Source organism: Nocardia gipuzkoensis (assembly GCF_021183645.1).
Lineage (GTDB): Bacteria > Actinomycetota > Actinomycetes > Mycobacteriales > Mycobacteriaceae > Nocardia > Nocardia abscessus.
This window is the reverse complement of the sequence record NZ_CP089225.1, coordinates 4,686,642-4,703,936: the sequence shown is the minus strand read 5'-3', so window position 1 is coordinate 4,703,936 and position 17,295 is coordinate 4,686,642. Positions and strand designations below refer to the sequence as shown.

The 17,295-nt window shown below is 65.4% G+C and carries 13 protein-coding genes and 2 pseudogenes; 9 read left to right on the top strand and 6 right to left on the bottom strand.

What is annotated here, in order from left to right; all coding sequences use genetic code 11:
• Positions 1–3 precede the first annotated feature (3 nt).
• From LTT66_RS21315 to LTT66_RS21295, 5 genes are all read right to left on the bottom strand, one after another.
• The gene (locus tag LTT66_RS21315; protein WP_043735742.1) at positions 4–1,212 is read right to left on the bottom strand and encodes an MAB_1171c family putative transporter; all 1,209 of its coding nucleotides are present in this window, start codon (positions 1,210–1,212) and stop codon (positions 4–6) included.
• Positions 1,209–1,715 (bottom strand): hypothetical protein, encoded by a 507-nt coding sequence (locus LTT66_RS21310; RefSeq protein ID WP_043735740.1) that lies wholly within the window; start codon positions 1,713–1,715, stop codon positions 1,209–1,211. The genes LTT66_RS21315 and LTT66_RS21310 overlap by 4 nt, the downstream gene beginning before the upstream one ends.
• A 90-nt stretch (positions 1,716–1,805) precedes the next feature.
• Positions 1,806–2,252 carry a hypothetical protein gene (locus tag LTT66_RS21305; RefSeq protein ID WP_138456826.1) on the bottom strand — a complete coding sequence of 149 codons (447 nt, stop codon included), beginning with the start codon at positions 2,250–2,252 and terminating at the stop codon, positions 1,806–1,808.
• A 148-nt stretch (positions 2,253–2,400) separates the two neighbouring features.
• Entirely contained in the window at positions 2,401–3,489 is a 1,089-nt protein-coding gene (locus LTT66_RS21300) for a GAF domain-containing protein (RefSeq protein ID WP_043735737.1), read from the bottom strand.
• 89 nt (positions 3,490–3,578) lie between these two features.
• Positions 3,579–4,508: a cytochrome P450 family protein gene (locus LTT66_RS21295; protein ID WP_156516443.1), complete on the bottom strand. Its 930-nt coding sequence runs from the start codon at positions 4,506–4,508 to the stop codon at positions 3,579–3,581.
• A 265-nt stretch (positions 4,509–4,773) separates the two neighbouring features.
• Between LTT66_RS21295 and LTT66_RS21290 the strand changes: the two genes are divergently transcribed.
• The 7 genes and pseudogenes from LTT66_RS21290 (at position 4,774) to LTT66_RS21255 (ending at position 12,492) form a co-directional block, all read left to right on the top strand.
• A complete protein-coding gene (locus LTT66_RS21290) occupies positions 4,774–5,379 on the top strand; it encodes a GNAT family N-acetyltransferase (protein ID WP_232110912.1) in 606 nt (201 codons plus the stop codon).
• Positions 5,380–5,739: 360 nt separating this feature from the next.
• Positions 5,740–6,096, top strand: coding sequence for a hypothetical protein (locus LTT66_RS21285; RefSeq protein ID WP_068049976.1), 357 nt, complete (start codon positions 5,740–5,742; stop codon positions 6,094–6,096).
• Positions 6,097–6,234: 138 nt separating this feature from the next.
• Positions 6,235–8,013 (top strand): recombinase family protein, encoded by a 1,779-nt coding sequence (locus tag LTT66_RS21280; protein ID WP_187687319.1) that lies wholly within the window; start codon positions 6,235–6,237, stop codon positions 8,011–8,013.
• 25 nt (positions 8,014–8,038) lie between these two features.
• Positions 8,039–8,847, top strand: a protein-coding gene (locus LTT66_RS21275) for an IS5 family transposase (RefSeq protein WP_098085337.1) whose coding sequence is annotated in 2 segments (ribosomal slippage) — positions 8,039–8,386 and positions 8,389–8,847 — 807 coding nt in all. Because the reading frame shifts where the segments join, the coding sequence is not laid out codon by codon here.
• A 1,021-nt stretch (positions 8,848–9,868) separates the two neighbouring features.
• Complete coding sequence (locus LTT66_RS21270; protein ID WP_043737852.1) at positions 9,869–10,462, top strand: TetR/AcrR family transcriptional regulator; 594 nt, start codon at positions 9,869–9,871, stop codon at positions 10,460–10,462.
• 69 nt (positions 10,463–10,531) lie between these two features.
• A pseudogene (locus LTT66_RS37445) lies at positions 10,532–11,439 on the top strand (SMP-30/gluconolactonase/LRE family protein).
• Between the two features lie 306 nt (positions 11,440–11,745).
• Complete coding sequence (locus LTT66_RS21255; RefSeq protein ID WP_233060316.1) at positions 11,746–12,492, top strand: nitroreductase; 747 nt, start codon at positions 11,746–11,748, stop codon at positions 12,490–12,492.
• Between the two features lie 262 nt (positions 12,493–12,754).
• On the opposite strand, the gene LTT66_RS21250 is transcribed toward LTT66_RS21255, so the two are convergent.
• Entirely contained in the window at positions 12,755–13,945 is a 1,191-nt protein-coding gene (locus LTT66_RS21250; protein WP_043737874.1) for an IS110 family RNA-guided transposase, read from the bottom strand.
• 232 nt (positions 13,946–14,177) lie between these two features.
• Between LTT66_RS21250 and LTT66_RS21245 the strand changes: the two genes are divergently transcribed.
• Positions 14,178–15,512, top strand: coding sequence for an NtaA/DmoA family FMN-dependent monooxygenase (locus tag LTT66_RS21245; protein ID WP_043737848.1), 1,335 nt, complete (start codon positions 14,178–14,180; stop codon positions 15,510–15,512).
• A 259-nt stretch (positions 15,513–15,771) separates the two neighbouring features.
• Positions 15,772–17,285: pseudogene (locus tag LTT66_RS21240) on the top strand (MFS transporter); the annotation flags it as partial.
• Positions 17,286–17,295 lie beyond the last annotated feature (10 nt).

Sequence of the window (17,295 nt, the reverse complement as noted above, 5' to 3'; positions counted from 1 at the left end):
CCATCACATCGTGCTCCTACTGGTCGAAGGTGTCGCGCACCGAGTGCTCAAGGGCGTTTCGATCGAGGCGATATGTCGGGCTGTCGGCCACACACCGGCCAGGTCCAGCAGTTCGTTCAGGTCGGTGGTCAAGTCTCGCGGACCGAGCCGAACCGGTTGGAGCCCGGGGCTGGGCTCGTCCTGCGGTGCTCGCCCGGCGTTCTTCTGGTCGATCGCCGCGAGAATTGCCACTGCATAGGACAGCATGCCCTCACGGTCAGGGCCGGCCGGGTATCTGGCTGTGGTGTAAGGCTTGAGGTGCAGGAGAGCGTCGCGGATCTCGACGATCATCCGGTGAAGCCGCAGCGCCGGTTCCACCCCGCCGCCATCTCCTGGTGGGGCGAGCACGATCTCGGGGACACTGGCGGTCAGGTCGCGCCACACGGGCTGCAGGCGGCGGCAATAGCGGCTGGTCCGGTCGTGTCCGGTTCTTATGAGGATTGTGCTCACCAACGGCACTGCTACTGCAGCAGACGCGACAACATTGGCCAAGAAAAAGGTCCAGCCTTTGCTGCTCATATCCGGGTCCGCAGACGGTTGGTTCTGCACGACGGCGAACCCGGTCTGGAATGGAATTGCGAGCGAACTGAGCCCGAGTCCGGCGGCGAGAACAAGTACACCCAGGTACAGCACACGCTCGCGCAGGAACGCGTCGCTGCGCAACTCGCGGAAGCTGATGCGGGCGATTACCCATGCGGTGATTCCGAGCGGCAGATAGAACGCCACCCACGCGATCACCGCCGGCCAGCCCAATGCCTCGTCGATCAGCTGATCGGCACGGCGCGCGGGGGTGCCGGCGATCAGGATCACCGCGGACGCCGAGAGGGCGACGAGGTCATAAACGCGCTGTCGACGCCAGGTATCTGCAGGGTCCGCTCCGTCCCACAATTTCGCAATGCCATAGATATAGGAGACCGATACCAGGATTGCCCCGAACGAAGCTTGGCGGCACAGCTGCACCATCTCGGCATCACCGACGAACCACACGAGGCGCGCGGCCAGGTCTTCGGCCCACGCTTCCCGCATCAGTAGTCCCGCAATCGCTGCCAGCAGAGCCCGGTTGATCAGCCGATCGACGACCTTGTCGCCCAGCAGCCACCACCGTCCGGCGGTGATCGCGGTGACAGCGAACAGCACGGGCCAGGCCAGTAGGCCGGGAATCGGCGAGGTCATCGGTGCCGCCCGAGGAAGAAGGTGGATCGGAACGGCGAGGGTCGTCGCCGCGGCAAGGTCGCCTCGACCATCACCAACCCGGCGAATGATTCGGCAGCCTGTTCGCGGGCGGTCCCATAGTCCCGGCGCCAGAGAACGCTGCGGATCGACGCCGGATCCAGTAAGGGCATCAATGTCTGCAACGGCAGTACATCACCGTCGGGCTCCGGAGTGGACGAGCCATGTCCCAGGAGCATGTGCCCGATCTCGTGGGCGATGATGTGTCCAGCGTGCCATTCGGTTTCGGCCCCGACCATGATGATGTCGTCGTACTCCCGAGCGATCCACAACCCGCTACCGGTCCCGCACCCGGCTCCCGACAACGCATTCGCGTCGATGGGGCACACCGTGATCGGCCGTTGCCGATACTCCGCGACCCGCTTCACGTACTCGTTCGGATCCCACGGCCATGGCACCGGCACGATCCGTGCGGTCTCCTGGACATGTACTGCCGTGTCGTTCATTGCTATTCATCCCTCCCGGTGGCGTCGCGTGTGCGGCGATCTCCTTCGCATTCGGCGTTGTGTCGGTAAAGCACGGCCCGGTCCCTCTGGTCAGGCTGCGCTGTGGTCTGGAGGCGCGAGCCTGGACAGCTCGCGAGTCAAAGCGGTGATATCGATGTCGTTGCCGCGCAACGCCATATGCCTGACGCCGGCATCGCGTGCCGCCGATAGCAACCGCAACTGGCGGTCGACGGGGCGAGCCTCGTCAGAGGTACCGGTGAGATACACCGGCAGGACGTGGAAGTGCTGGGCAATGGCCTGCAGCACCGTGGGGTCGACTCCACCGCTCGTGCTGCCGGTCCGCAGCGCGATGATTTCCTCGGCAAGTATGGTCTCGCCGACGATGGCGCTGACACTGCGAGCGACATCTGCCGGGTCTTGCTCGGGTTCCGTGCGAGGGTGGAACGTGCTGAACAGCCGGTTCACCCTCGTCGGCAACTCGATGATCTCGTCGGCCATTGTGGCTGACTGCCGTTGATCAATGGGCGAGCTTTTCATCGGTACCCTCCCTGGTTGCCTGGATGAGACCACGCTCGGTCCGCAGGACTCGAGCGCTCATCCGGCGTCCGTCAGAGACTGGTACCGGGAATCAGAACTTCGCCATCATAACAAACGCCTATCCGAGGTGGTAGGTGTTCACATTCCGTCAGCTCGGGAGCGGGTCCGGCTGTTCTGGATCGTCAAGCCCGGGATGCCCTGCATCTGTGGGGGCCACCGGGTCGGGTTCGTCGGAGTGCCCTGTCACCCGCAGTTGCAGCACGGCAAGCGCGGGACCCGCGTCAGAGGTTCCGACTATGGCACCGGAGCCGTCAACGACAACCCATCCACCCCCGCGGCGCCTCAACCGCACATCGTGCACTTCAGCGGATTCGGCTTTGCCGGTGAACACGTCGGCGGCGGCGGCGAAGATGCGTTTCACGTCGTCAGGGTGTGGGGTGTCGCGTTGGTCGACCTGCCCTTTCCACTGGACGTCGGGTAGCGGATCGGTGATCCAGCGGATCAACCGCATCTTGGCGATGTCGACCAGCACCATATGGACCTGCGATATGCGCGGTATCGCGGCCAGTGCCGCTGCCTCCAAGCTCATCCCGGCCATCGGAGTCGAGGTTTCGAACAGCAGTCCACGCCACTTCGCTGGAGGCTGTGGGGGCGTGCCAGCGGCCATGACGACATGACCCGGCCTGTTGTTCTTGCCGACTGTTACGGTGACCGCACCGCTCCAGCTGTCACCCGGTTGTGACGACAGCAGCGCCCTGATCAGTGAAAGCCCGTCTGCTGGTTCGACGAAGCGGAAGATTTCTGGTGCCGTGAGTTGCGAGCGCGGCGTCCCGCCGGTCAGCGCCGCCGGAAATTCCGCGAGCCGCAGGTGGGAGTCCCAGGTGAACGCGAAGGCCGACACCGGCCGCTGCTGTGGTTGGGTCCCATCGGGACCCAACCACACATGCGCGCCGTGGAGCGCATTGTCCGGCCCGATCACCGGCACGAGACGGGCGCTGACCGTGTGACCGTTGCGCAGGACGCGATGCGTGGCCGCCGCTTCGGGATGCGACCGCATGTCGGCGATCAGCGCTTCCAGCCATTGTGCAGCCTCGTGCCCTGGGGCTTTGCCGATTCCCAGCTGGTCGGTGACGGCTCGCTCGAAGGAGGTTCGATCTCGGGCTTCGTGATCGCGCGCAACGACGGTGAGCCGACCCGGCTCCAAGGTTTCGATGAGCGTCCATCCGCTTTTCGGCATCGCGTCGATCTCCGAGGTCGCTGATCCTTCCTGGTTGAATCTTTCAACGATCTTAGAACAGCGCGCCGCAACGGTGCTCGAACCGCAGGTCACGCGGTGGATACGGAAAGTTCCGCGAGGGCATAGGTGAGCCACGACGGCCGCAACAGATACTGCTCGCGCGGCTTGACCGGTTTCAGTACCGGGTACTTCTCCAAGACCGCGCGGGCGACATGGACGGCTTGCATCTCCGCCAAGGCGGCACCGATACAGAAATGTCGACCGTGTCCGAATACCAGGTCGTGACGTTCCCGCCGGGCGGGGTCGAGATGAGCCGACCGCAGGGACAAGATCACGGTGTGTCCTCGGGGGATTCGGATTCCGTTGACATCGATGTCGGTCAGCGGGAACCGGCGCAGCGCATAGTTCACCGGCGCCACGGCACCCATCACCTTGCGCACCAGCCGGGCGAACTCCGGCGGTGACCCCAGTAACTCGCGCGCCTCCTCGCAGCGGTACCGGACCAGTTCATCCAGCACCGCAGACGTCAGCGAGGTGACGTTCTCGAATCCGCCGATGATCACGGCAAACGCCAAACTGATCAACTCGTCCTCACTGAGACGGTCCTGCCCGTCGCGGGCTGAGAGCCAGCGCGAGAGCAGATCATCGCCAGGATCGCGCCTCTTGTCGTCGATCACCCCGGCCACCAGCATCAACATCGTCCCCATCGCACCCTGCACCGCCGCGCCGTGCGTCGATGTGTCGATCAAGAACAGAGGCCGGGCCGCTGCACGGAAGGCATCGAGCTTGTCGGCGGGCAACCCGAGCAAGGTGCCGATCACCTGCGGCGGCAACGGCTCGCACAGCCCGCCCATCAAGTCGATATCGCCAGTCGCCGGCAATGCGTCGACCAACTCCGTCACGGCAGCCCGCACCACCTGTTCCTGTGAGGCGTGATGTGCGGGCGCGAACGCCTCGGCCGCCAGTTTCCGTACACGTCGATGCTGCTCCCCATCGATATTGAGCAGGTTCGCCTCCAATGCCGCGGGCAGGTTCTGGCCTCGGAAGCCGGTGGTGGAGTCGGCCTTGGCCGCCGACATCCGGGGATCGGCCAGTAGTGTGGTCACCGCGTCCCATCCGGTGACCACCCACACCGGTGACCCGTCCGGTAGCTCGGCCTCGTGCACACCGGGTTCACTGGTTCTGAGATCCTCGTGAAGTTCGTCGACCGCATGAATTCCCGCCGTGAACGGGCACCGCCCCATCTTCATACCCATCAGTGTGCCAACCCATCAGGAGTCCGCCGTGCCGATCACCACCCGTGCCGCCACCACCGCGGACATCACCGACTGCGCCCAGGTACTCGCCGACGCCTTCCGCGACGACCCGCTCATGAGCGCGATCTGGCCCAACCCGCAGCAGCGCCACCGCGCCCTGCCCAGGTACTTCACCGCCTCCCTGCGCCACTTCCACCTCCCCGGCGGAGGAGTTCGCGTCGCCACCGACCCCGACGGAGTCATCCGCTCAGTCGCCGTCTGGGACCCACCCGCCCGATGGGACCAACCCGTCAGCACCACCCTGCGTGCCGCACCCGACCTTCTGCCCGCCCTCACCAGCCGCACATTCGCTGCGATCACCGTCCGGCGCACCCTCGATCGACACCACCCCCACCAGCCCGAACATTGGTACCTAGCCAACATCGGAACCTCACCCGCACACCAAGGGCACGGCTACGCGACACGCCTGATCACCGATCGCCTGACATCGGCTCCCGCCACCCCTGCCTACCTCGTATGCACCCGGGAAGACAACACCCCCTACTACCAGCGACTGGGGTTCGCGACCACTGAAAGCTTCCATCTACCAGTAGGTGCCAGGCCCACCATGTGGGCCATGACCATCAACATGTGAAGCCGCCAGCCCCGGAATCGGGGCGAGAAGACAACTAGCCAGCCGGAGAAGCCGATTGCCCGATGCGAGGCGCCGGGCTGATATCGAGCGCCTCGAGCCTGGCCACGCCTACGGTTGCCGCTCAAGGCCGCAACCATCACACAGCCCTGCGGACCCGCGCCGAGGTGTGCTTCGATCGCCGCGACGCAGGGCCTCCGGGCATGCCACTACGTCGAATCCGGCCGTTCCACCGGCCGTCGGTGGAGTGGTTTACGGGGGTTGGTGTGTCCAATCCGGGGCCGAAAACGAGGAGTTACCCGTAGAGGCCGCCTCGGCACCGCCTTGGTGCCGGTGGACAGATCTGGACACTGGAGGACCACCGTGAACCGACCCGACCCCCATATCGGAGTGAACCTGCCATCGGGGCACGACCCGATCGACTCGTCGACCGAAGCCGCTGTCGAGCCCGTGCCTGCGGAAACCGATGAGCCACGCCCGGATAAGCATCCGGCCGGTCGGGTCGAACATCGGGATAGCCAGGCGAAGCCACGGGCGCAGCGCGTTTCTGTACGTGACACCCGCCGAGACCCGCCCGATACCCGCAAGCTTGCCCGCCTGCTGTCCAGCCTCTTGACCACGGCAGAAGAGTCACGCAATGAAGACGCGGCACAACCTCCGAAGAATTCATCAATCCTGGATGAAACTACAGAATTCAACTCCAACAAAAAGGCCGCCTGAAATCCCCCGATTCACAAATTTGATAGATCTCGAATTAACGACCACAGAATTAAGGACCACAAGGAATATAACACCCTCTGTCGAATCATAATAATATCGATCGCGAAAATACCGTGACGTCGAGAATAAGGAATCTCCATGGTGAGCGCGTACGTAGGCCCGGGGAACGATGCGGATGACGACTTGGCATCCGAACTCCCATCACTGCCAGCACCTTTGAAGGCGGGCGACCGTGCTGTCATCTACCTACGTGTCTCATCGCCGGGGCAGTTCAAGACAGACTACGACCCGGAAGGCATATCGATTCCCGCTCAACGTGTCGCCTGCCAGAACAAGGCAAATCAACTCGGCCTGACCATCGTCGACGAATACATCGAGCCTGGCCGGAGTGCGACCGAAATGTCGAAACGAGTCGAGTTCCAAAAACTGCTCGCTCGAATTCGAAACCATCAAGACGTCGACTACGTCATCGTCTACAAACTGTCTCGTATGGCCCGAAACCGGTTCGACGACGCCATCGTCATGGCCGACCTCCGCAAGCGAAACGTCACCCTGGTCTCCGCCACTGAATCCATCGACGACTCGCCGGTCGGCCAGCTCATGCACGGCATCCTCGCCACCTTCAACGAGTACCAGTCCCGCGAGTCCGGCGCCGACATCTCCTACAAGATGGGCCAGAAAGCCCGCAACGGCGGCACACTCGGCCGCGCCCGGCTCGGGTACCTCAACATCTTCGACCGATTCGACGGCCGCGAGATCCGCACCATCGGCGTCGACCCCGAACGCGCACCGCTCGTCCAGCTCGCGTTCCAGCTGTACGCCACCGGCGACTACACCCTCGACGAACTATCCGAGGAACTCTACGACCGCGGACTGCGCACCCGACCGACCCACCGCCACCCCGCCCAACGAGTATCCAAAAACAAGCTCTCGACGATGCTGCGCGACCGCTACTACCTCGGCTACGTCATCTACAAGGGCGAGGAGATGCAGGGCCGACACGAGCCGCTGATCGACGAGAACCTCTTCGACAACGTCCAAGAGATCCTCGAATCCCGGACCAACGCCCACGAACGCCGACGCGTCCACCACCACTACCTCAAAGGGTCACTGTTCTGCGGACGCTGCCAGCGGACCGGGACCGTCGGGCGGATGATCATCCAGCGAACAACCAACCGACACGGCAACGAATACCTCTACTTCTTCTGCCGCAACAAACAGAAGGGCACCTGCAACGCGCCACACATCAACGTCGCCCTTGTCGAAGACGCCGTCGAGGCGCACTACGCGACGATCCGATTCCGCAGCGACTTCATCACCAGCATCCGCAACCAGATCGCCGAAGCCATCAACGCTCAAGAGACCGCCGACCGACTCCTCCAGAAACAACTGACCACCGAACTGCAGGCACTCGACGCCCAGGAAGAGAACCTCATCGACCTGGCAGCCGACGCCACCCTTCCGCAGCCCAAGATCAAAGCCAAACTCCGCGACATCGCCCACCAACGGCGACGACTGACCGAACGCCTGGCAACAACGACCGAAGACCTGTCATCCAGCGCCCGACTCATCGACGCCGCGCTCACACTGCTGGAGAACCCCCAAGAACTGTATCGCCGCTGCAACGAACACCAGCGCCGCCTGTTCAATCAGGCAATCTTCCAACAGCTCTACATCGACGACGAGCAGATCAACGGCCACCGCCTGCACGAACCCTTCGGACAGCTACACGCCGCCCAACGGGCACAAGCAGGAACATGCGGCGCAACCCGGCACAAGACAAGCCGGGATGCTCCTGAATCAGGCAACTCCCGAATGAAGGGAGGAGTAGGGGTCCTACTCCAGGGCGTTCATTCAGCCCCGGGTTCTAGTAGTGACCCTATGGTGGAGCTAAGAGGACGTCTTACGTGGGTGTAATTCGTTGTCCGGCATGATGTGACCCGTGGTCGACAGGCTTGCTCAACGGCTGGTCCCGGATGCGTTGTGGGACATCGTGAAACCGCTGCTCCCCGAGTTCACGCCGAGACCTCAGGGCGGCGGGACAGCTCCGGCGGACGAGCGAGCGGTCTTCACTGCGGTGGTGTTCGTATTGACCAGCGGTTGCGCTTGGAGGCATCTGCCGCCGTCATTCGGTGTGAGCGTTCCGACCGCACATCGCCGGTTCATGGTGTGGGCTGATGCCGGGGTATTCGAGGCGTTGCATCGGGCGATCCTCGACCGGCTCGGCCTCGCCGGCGATCTCGATTGGAGCGCGGCGATCCTGGACGCGGCGAGTGTGCGAGCGAAAAAAGGGGATCGCTGACCGGCCGCAGCCCGGTCGACCGTGGCAAGAAAGGATCCAAGATCCACGTCATTTCGGACGCGAACGGGATACCGCTGGTCACCGGTGTTTCTGCCGGGAACACCCACGACTCGGTGATGCTCGCCCCGATGGTCGAATCGATTCCGCGGGTGCGCTCGCAGCGCGGCCCTCGTCGCGGCAAGCCCGCCAAACTGCGGGCGGACAAGGGTTACGACTTCGATGTCCATCGCCGGTGGCTGCGTGCTCGCGGGATCGTGCCTCGGATCGCTCGTCGTGGGATCGAGGATCCCACGAGGCTGGGTAAGCACCGTTGGAAGATCGAACGGACCATTGCATGGTTGACCGGATACCGGCGCTTGACGATCCGCTACGAACGACACGGCCGCCTCTTCGCAGCATTTCTACAACTCGCCGCAGCGCTGACCTGCTACAAGAAACTCACCACGTAAGACGTCCTCTAAGGGGACTCGAACCCCTGACCCCCACAAAGAGGTTCATAAGACTCATCGACCGGGCGCGGTATCGACGTTCGGCATCGACCCCAGCGACCGGTCCCTGCGATGGCAACGCAGACGGGCACACCAGCACGCGGCAATCCGGGCAATTACGTCCAGCCACAACAGAATACAGCGTCCCAGTGAGAAACTACCGCCGGGACCCTACCGCACGGGCCCCGGGGCGAACCAGCCGGAAGCTACCGCAACAACGAACACTCGCCCCTCGATGACCTGTCGTCAGACGTCAAGTCGACCCGTAAACCACACAGCGGCCGGCCGGCTACGCCCAAGACGACGCACGACACCTCAACAGACGGCCGACCAGGGAAAAGCTACACGACCGGCGATGCGCATTCGACTCCACGAGCATCGCCCTCCCCCGATAGACACCTGACGCCGACGCCACCTCGACAACGAAAGCGCGGGGTAACCGCGGGGCTTGCTCAAGTCTGCGCCCACCTTTGAGCCTGTGGGCCACACCTCGAGCAGCACTCGCCACCTACGCCCCGTTCCTGCGGCAGTTCTTCGAAATCCTTGCAGACCGCGCTGTACTTCTCGGAATCTCGTTCGGCCGCCCGGACCGTGACCACCCGGCCAACAGTTACCAACGCGTCGCGCCGAACTCGACCAGATCGTGCAGTGGTGAACCGCGTGAACTGCGGCTGCGTTGTCGATCGCCGCTTGTGGAGGCGGATTCGGTTGGCGGTGCGGACCGGTGTTCGTGCCGCCGACGATTGCGAGCACGGTGTCAGGAGCGGTCCGATTTTCCGCCGTAGCGGAGGCCAGAAGGTCGCGCCCATCGTCCAGCAGGAACAGTCCCTCGGACATAAGACAACCGTCCCCAGGGTCACGGTAAGACCTCGGTGACCGACCCACGAGTTGACCGGATGCCACCTCCGCTTTATGCTCGAATTTCATACGGAGGTCGCATCCGTTTTGAATGGCAGCAGTATCACCGGAGGTAGGAGGGCACATGAACGTCAGTGAGCAACGGGGGCGCAAGCCCCGCGCGGACGTCCAGCGCAACCGCGCGGCTCTGCTGGAGACCGCGCAGCGTCACTTCCTCCAGCATGGGGTCGGCACCTCCCTGGAGGCGGTGGCCAAGGAGGCGGGCGTCGGGCCCGGCACCCTGTACCGGCACTTCCCCACCCGGGAAGCGCTGCTGGCGGCCGTTCTGCAGACACGCTCCGAGGAGCTGGTGGCCCGCCGAGCGGACATCGAACAGTTGGGCGATGCCGGCGAGGCGTTGGAACTGTGGCTACGGGCAATGGAGGAGTACTTCAGCGCCTTCAGCGGGCTCCCGGACCCGCTCATGGCCGCGGCCCAGGAGCAGGACCCGGACAATCCGCTCACCATTCCTTGCGACATCTTCATCGCCGCCACCGACAAATACGTGGAAGCAGCCCAGAGCACGGGACAGGTACGCGCGTCGGTGCGTGGCTACGACCTGTTCCTCGCAGCCTGTTCCATTGCCTGGATCAAGGGCAACGGCGCCGACGAGGAATCACTCGACCGGCTCCGCACCCTCCTCGCGAGCGGCTACCGCCAGCGGGACGAGAAGGCGTAAAACGCCGGGCCCCGCGCTCAGGCTCGAGCCGCCGACGTCCGGGACCGCAGTTTTCATCAAGGAGGATTTATGAGTCATTCGCCAAGGGTTTGGCCCGCCGACGCTCGCCGCATTGTGGCGCAGGGTGATCTCGGCTACCTCGAGGGCGCCCGGTGGCACCGCGGGGCGCTCTGGTTCTCGGATATGACCCGGTGCAAGATCAGTCGCCTCTCCCCTGGCGAGCCACCCGAGGATATCGCCGATGTACCCGGGCGCCCCTCGGGTCTCGGGTTCGGCCCCGATGGGACACCGATGGTTGTTTCCATCGACGACGGACGGCTGCTGCGCGTGGGAAGTAGTGGGCTCGAGGAACTCGCCGATCTCGCGCCGGTCGCGTTCCATCCCAACGATATGGCAGTGGACCGGGAGGGCCGCGCATATATCGGCCCGCAGGGCTTTCCCTTCGGAACCGATCCCGTCGGCGTGAGTTTGATCATCCGCCATCCCGACGGCCGGATCGACACGGGCGGCGAGGACCTGATATTCCCAACGGCATCGCGATCTCCGGCGACGGGCGCACCCTGGTCGTCGCAGAATCGTTCCGGGCACCACGTACCAGGCTCACCGCGTTCACCGTGACCGACGACGGTGCGCTGACCGACCAGCGAGTGTTCGCCGAATTCGGGTCAACGGACACCGAGTCCATCGATGGCATCGGCATCGACAGTGAGGGTGCGGTGTGGGCGGCCTTCCCATGGATCGGTGAATTCCGGCGTGTCCGCGAAGGCGGCGAGGTCACCGACGTCATCCGGATCGAACCCGACGCCGCGTATCCCGACGGCGGCACATTCGCCGTGGACGCGATCCTCGGCGGACCGGAGATGCGGACCCTCTACCTGCTCATCTCGGATACAAGCCCCGAGCGCCTCGTCAACGGCTTCGATACCACGGGCCGGATCGAAGCCATCGAGGTCGAGGTGGCGGGAATCCGGGACTGACGGCAACGCATGCGTCGGCGCGATCGTCTCCGCGACAGCGTCCCGGAGCGTTTCGCGCCCTCCCGGCTACTGCCATCTCGCAGCCCATCGTGGAGATGAATCGCGCCCCGCCCGCCGCCGACCGACCCCGCTGGTACGTCACGTACACCCAACACGTCACATACACGAACACGAAGAGCGCGCAGTCCCCACACTTCGACCGGGTGGTCGTGCCGTGCCGCGGTCTGCAAGCAGCCTGCCGGTACCTGCAAAGTGCGTGCCACACCCGGCCCTTACGACGGCTGTCGCCTTGGAGCAGACAGCATTGTGCCCGGCCGCCCTGTCGGCGACTGCGCGCCTTGGAAAGGAAACGCCTTGTCCGGCACAGCGTCCCTCTTCACCGACCTCGTACGCTCCCGGCGCTCCCCCCGCAAGTTCCTGCCCGCCCCGCTTTCCCCGGCGGACATCCGCGGCGTGCTCGAAGACGCGCAGACGGCCCCTTCGAACAGCAATACCCAGCCGTGGACCGTGCATGTTGTCTCGGGCGCGGAGCGCGACGCGCTCGCCGAGGAACTGCTTCAGGCCGACACGGAGGGACGCACCTCCCCGGATTTCACCGATGGCTACGGCGACGGCATCTATCTCGAGCGGGCGCAGGCCCTGGCCGCGAGCTACTACGGATCCCTCGGCGTCGCGCGCACGGATCTCGAAGGCAGGAGGGCGGCGGTCCGCGAAAACCTGGAGTTCTTCGGGGCTCCCCATGTCGCTTTCCTGTTCATGCCAGCCCTGGGCGACGGGGTGCGGACGGCCGGTGACATCGGTATGTACGCGCAGAACTTCCTGCTCTCGCTGGCATCCCGGGGGTTCGCCGGTATTCCGCAGACCATGCTCGGGATCTATGCCGATACCGTCCGCGAGTTCCTGGATGTTCGTGAGGATCTCAAGCTGCTGTTCGGTATCTCCTTCGGCACGGCCGACCCTGCGGGGCCGGTGAATCCGTTCGGTAGGACACGCATCCTGCTCCAGCAGAGTGTGATCCTGCACGGCACTCCCGGCGTCCTCGAAGGTCAATAGTCCGTCAGCCCACAGATGCCCCCGGCGCGTGGATCCGGGCCGCCACACGGCCGGCCCGGATCCGGAGCCCGCGCTCACTTCGGTCCACACGCGCGGCATCCGTCTCGGGTTCCTCCCGCCGGCAGATCGCACCACTTGACAATTCGGAGGCTGCCTCCGTATTCTTGGGAGTCCACGGAGGCACCCTCCGTTTCCATTGCCTCGTTGGGAGGAGCTTCCCAATGAAGTTGTCAACCTCGGAAGTTGATTTCCGATGACGGGATCAGGCTGCCACCGCGACGGGTGGCAGCGGTTGGTAGGGCCGTTTCTCGCGGATGAGTGCCCACAGCACGTTGACGCGGCGGCGGACCAGGGCGAGGACGGCTTGGGTGTGTTTTTTGCCCTCGCCGCGTTTCCTGTCGTAGGTGCGCGATTCGGGGCTGCAGCTGATCGAGATCATCGCCGACTGGTAGAAGACACGGTTGAGTCCGCGGTGATATCGCTTGGGGCGGTGCAGGTTTCCGCGTATTCGACCGGAATCCCAGGCAGCGGGTGCGAGCCCGGCAAATCCGGCGAGTCGGTCCGGGGTCCCGAAGTAGTCCATGTCACCGCCGGTGGCAGCGAGGAATTCCGCGCCGAGCAAGGTGCCGATGCCGGGCAGGCTGATGATCACTTCGGCGAGTTCGTGGCGGTGAAATCGGCCCTCGATGAGCTTGTCGGCTTCTTTGATTCGCTCGTTGAGGGCCATCACCTCCTCGGCCAGCGCCGCGACCATCGACGCGGTCAGCGCTTCGCCGGGCAAGCGGGTGTGCTGGCGGGCCGCGGCCTCGATCGCTGCGGCGGCGACCTTGCCGGGATTTCTCACTTTTCTGGTCGACAACCAGGTTTCGAGTCGGGACGCACCTGTTCTGCGCAGAGCGGCAGGGGTTTGATAGCCGGTCAGCAGAGTCAGCGGTCCGACCAGGGTGAGGTTGTCGAACGCGCGGTCCAACGCGGGAAAGATCCCGCTGAGCAGGCCACGCAGCCGGTTGATCGCGCGGGTTCGGTCGGCCACCAGGTCAGCGCGGCGGGTGGTGAGCAGCTTCAGCTCGATGGTGACTTCGTCACCGGGGCGCAGCGGATGCAGATCGCGGCGCATCCGTGCTTGATCAGCGATGATCGCGGCGTCGCGGGCGTCGGTCTTGCCTTCGCCCCGGTAGCCGCCGGCGACCCGGTTCAGCGTTCGGCCGGGGATATACAGCAGCTGCTGATCGCGTTCGACCAGCAGCCCGATCAGCAGCGCCGCACCGCCATCGGGCAGGTCCACCGCCCAGACCGTGTCCTGGCCCAGCTCCCGAACCTCGTCGATGAGTTTTACCAGCTCGGGTTCATCGTTGGCTATTCGCCGCGACAGCAGTCGTTTGCCGTCGGTGTTGATGACCACGCAATGGTGGCCGGTCTTCCCGATGTCCACACCAGCCCAGATCTGGGCCATGCCCGCCTCCATCAGCTCGTTGGAACCTCACGCCACAGACGACCGCGCCGACGTTGCCCTACACAGCGATTCGCTCGCACATCCCAATATGCGGCCGGGTCGTCACGGGGAACCGGGCGGCCAAGCTCCTGGAGCCACACGCGGCACAACCATGTAAGCCACACCCGATTCCCCTGGGCCTCAGGGACTTTACGACCCGCCCCTACGACCTACTCAGAAAGGTAGGGCAACCATGACAAGCCGGCAGATGATCCTGGGCATGCAGTTCAGCGGCGGCTACGGGGCCGAGCCCGGGGCCTGGCGGCTGCCGGGTGCGAACCTGAACAGCTACACGGACATGGACCAGTTCGTCCGCTACGCGCAGGCCGCCGAACGCGGCAAGGTGCAACTGTTGTTCATTGCCGACACCCCGGTCCTGGATATGGACCTCACCCACCACGCACCGCGCCAGGCGATCGAGCCGCTGCTGCTGCTGACCGTCCTCGCGCGGGAGACCGAGCGGATCGGCCTGGTCACCACCGCCTCCACCACTTTCAACGAGCCCTACAACCTCGCCCGCCAGTTCAAGGCCTTGGATGTGATCAGCCACGGCCGAGCCGGCTGGAACGCGGTGACCACCTCCGATCCCGCTGCCGCGGCGAACTTCGGCAGCGAGGTCCCGCCGCGCGCGGAGAAGTACGAGCGCGCCCACGAGGTCATCCAGATCGTGCAGGCGTTGTGGGGCAGCTGGGAGAAGGACGCCTTGCTGCTCGACGTCGAGAACAAGCGTTACGCCGATATGGACAGGATCCGGCCGGTCAACCTGCGGGGCCGCCACGTCGCCTCCCGCGGCCCGCTGCCCATCCCCCCGTCCGAACAGGGTCAGCCGGTCATCTTCCAGGCGGGCGGCGGCGGTTACGGCCTCGAGATCGCGGGCCGCTACGCCAGTGGCGTGTACGCCAACCCGTACAGCATCGAGGATGCCCGGGCTCAGCGCCAGGCCCTGCGGGACGCCGCCGAGCGCGCCGGACGCGACCCGGACGAGGTGAAAATGCTCGCCGGCTTCATGCCGACCATCGCCGGCTCCCGCGCTGCCGCTCTGGAGCGACGACGCTTCCTGGACGAGGTCGTCGACCTGGACCAGCGCGTCCGTTATCTCGGGGCCATGATCGGCCTCCGGCTCGGCCCCGAACAACTCGACCAGCCGCTCACCGTGCAGCAGCTGGCCGCCGCGGTGCCCAGTCCGCGCGACCCGCGCTCCGGCCGCGCCCTGGAAGTGGCCCGGGAAGGCTGGACGCTGCGCGATGTCATCGCCCACGGTGTGATCGACTATCACCCCGTGGTCGCCGGTACCGCCACCGACGTGGCCGAGCACATGCAGGAGTGGTTCGAGGCCGGGGCCTGTGACGGCTTCTCGATCGCCCTCGACGCCTTCCACGACGGCTTCGACGCCTTCGTCGACCAGGTCGTCCCGATCCTGCAGGAACGTGGCCTGTTCCACGAGGACTACGAAGGATCCACCCTGCGCGAGAACCTCGGCGCCCACGCGCAATACGGCCTCGACCCGCGCCTCACCGAGCCGGCCTGAGCATGACCACCCCACCGGCGAGGCGGGCGCGGACGGCCCGTGGCCCCTCATCTACCCACGAGCGCTCCTTCGGTACGCACACCACGCGGGCCGCCTGACCACAGGACGCCACAGAACACATCTCCCGCGACCTTCATCGGGGCCGGCAGCAAGGAAACCAACCATGAAACGCTCATTCGCCCAATTTCCCGACGTCACTTCCGGCAGCGACCAGGCGCAGCACGGCGGACCATTCGCGCCGCCCCGGGAGGACCCCCGCATGGTTCACGCTCCGCTGGCCACCGACCATGGCACCTTCCGTAGTGACGAACCGCCCCAGGGCGCCGCCGCGGTGTCCACATCGGCCATATCGGCCTCCCCCGCCGCCACAACTCCCACAGCGAGCGGGCTCGTCCCCGTCCTCGCCTTCAGCGGCATCGTCGTCGCCGTCATGCAGACACTACTCGTCCCCGTCATCGCCGACCTCCCCCGACTGCTGGACACCACAACGTCCAACGCCGCCTGGGTGATCACCGCGACCCTGCTGTCCAGCGCCGTCGCCACTCCGGTCATGGGACGCCTCGGCGACCTCTACGGCAAGCGCCGCTTCGTCCTCGTCAGCCTCGCACTGATGGTGCTGGGGCTCGCTGATCTCCGGATTCACCTCCGACCTCGTGCCGATGGTCCTGGGCCGCGCCATACAGGGCTTCGCATTGGGCGCCATCCCGCTAGGCATCGGCATCATCCGGGACGAATTACCGCCCGAACGGCACGGATCGGCAATGGCGCCTGATAAGCAGCTCGCTCGGCGTCGGGGGCGCGCTCGCCATACCGCTGGCCGCGGTCGTCGCCCAGAACCTCGACTGGCACTGGCTGTTCTTCGGCGCCGCCACCCTCGGCGCGGCAGCCATGGCAACGATCTTCGCCGTCGTCCCCGAGAGCGCGCAGCGCGCCCCCGGCCGCTTCGACGTGATCGGCGCGCTCGGACTCGCCCTCGGCCTCGTCGCCCTGCTGCTGCCCATCTCCAAGGGCGCCGACTGGGGCTGGACAAGCACCACCACGCTCGGACTCTTCGCCGCCACCGTCGTGATCTTCGCGCTGTGGGTCCTCTTCGAACTGCGCACCGAGCACCCGCTGCTGAACCTGCGCACGGCGTCGCGCCGCCAGGTCCTCCTGACCAACCTGGCCGCGATCACCGCCGGCCTCGCGTTCTTCGCGGTGACACTCGTCCTGCCGCAACTACTGCAGCTTCCCGAGTCCACCGGGTACGGGTTGGGGATGTCCATGATCGTCACCGGCCTCTGCGCTGCCCATATGGGTCTCGCGATGATGATCGCCGCCCCGCTCGCCGCCCGGCTCTCGGCCGCGCGCGGGCCGAAGGTCACCCTGATGACAGGGCTCGCACTGCTCGCCGTCGCATATCTCGCGGGCACCATGCTGCTGGGTGCGGTGTGGCAGATCGTGATCGTCGCCGTCCTCGCGGGCAGCGGCGTCGGCACCGCCTACGCGGCAATGCCCGCCCTCATCCTCGGCGCCGTCGACCCGTCGGAATCGGGCGCGGCCAACGGACTGAACTCACTGATGCGCGCCATCGGCACGGCGATGTCCAGCGCCGTCGTCGGCGTGGTCCTCGCCGGCACGGCTCAACACGTAGAGAACACCGAGATACCCACGCTGGACGGCTTCCGCATCTCATTCCTGATCGCCGCGGGTGCAGCGCTCCTGAATCTCGTCCTGGCAGCACTTTCTCTCCCCCTGCCGCCGGCGAGGCCGGCAACCCATATCCCTCATAGTTCAGAGAAAG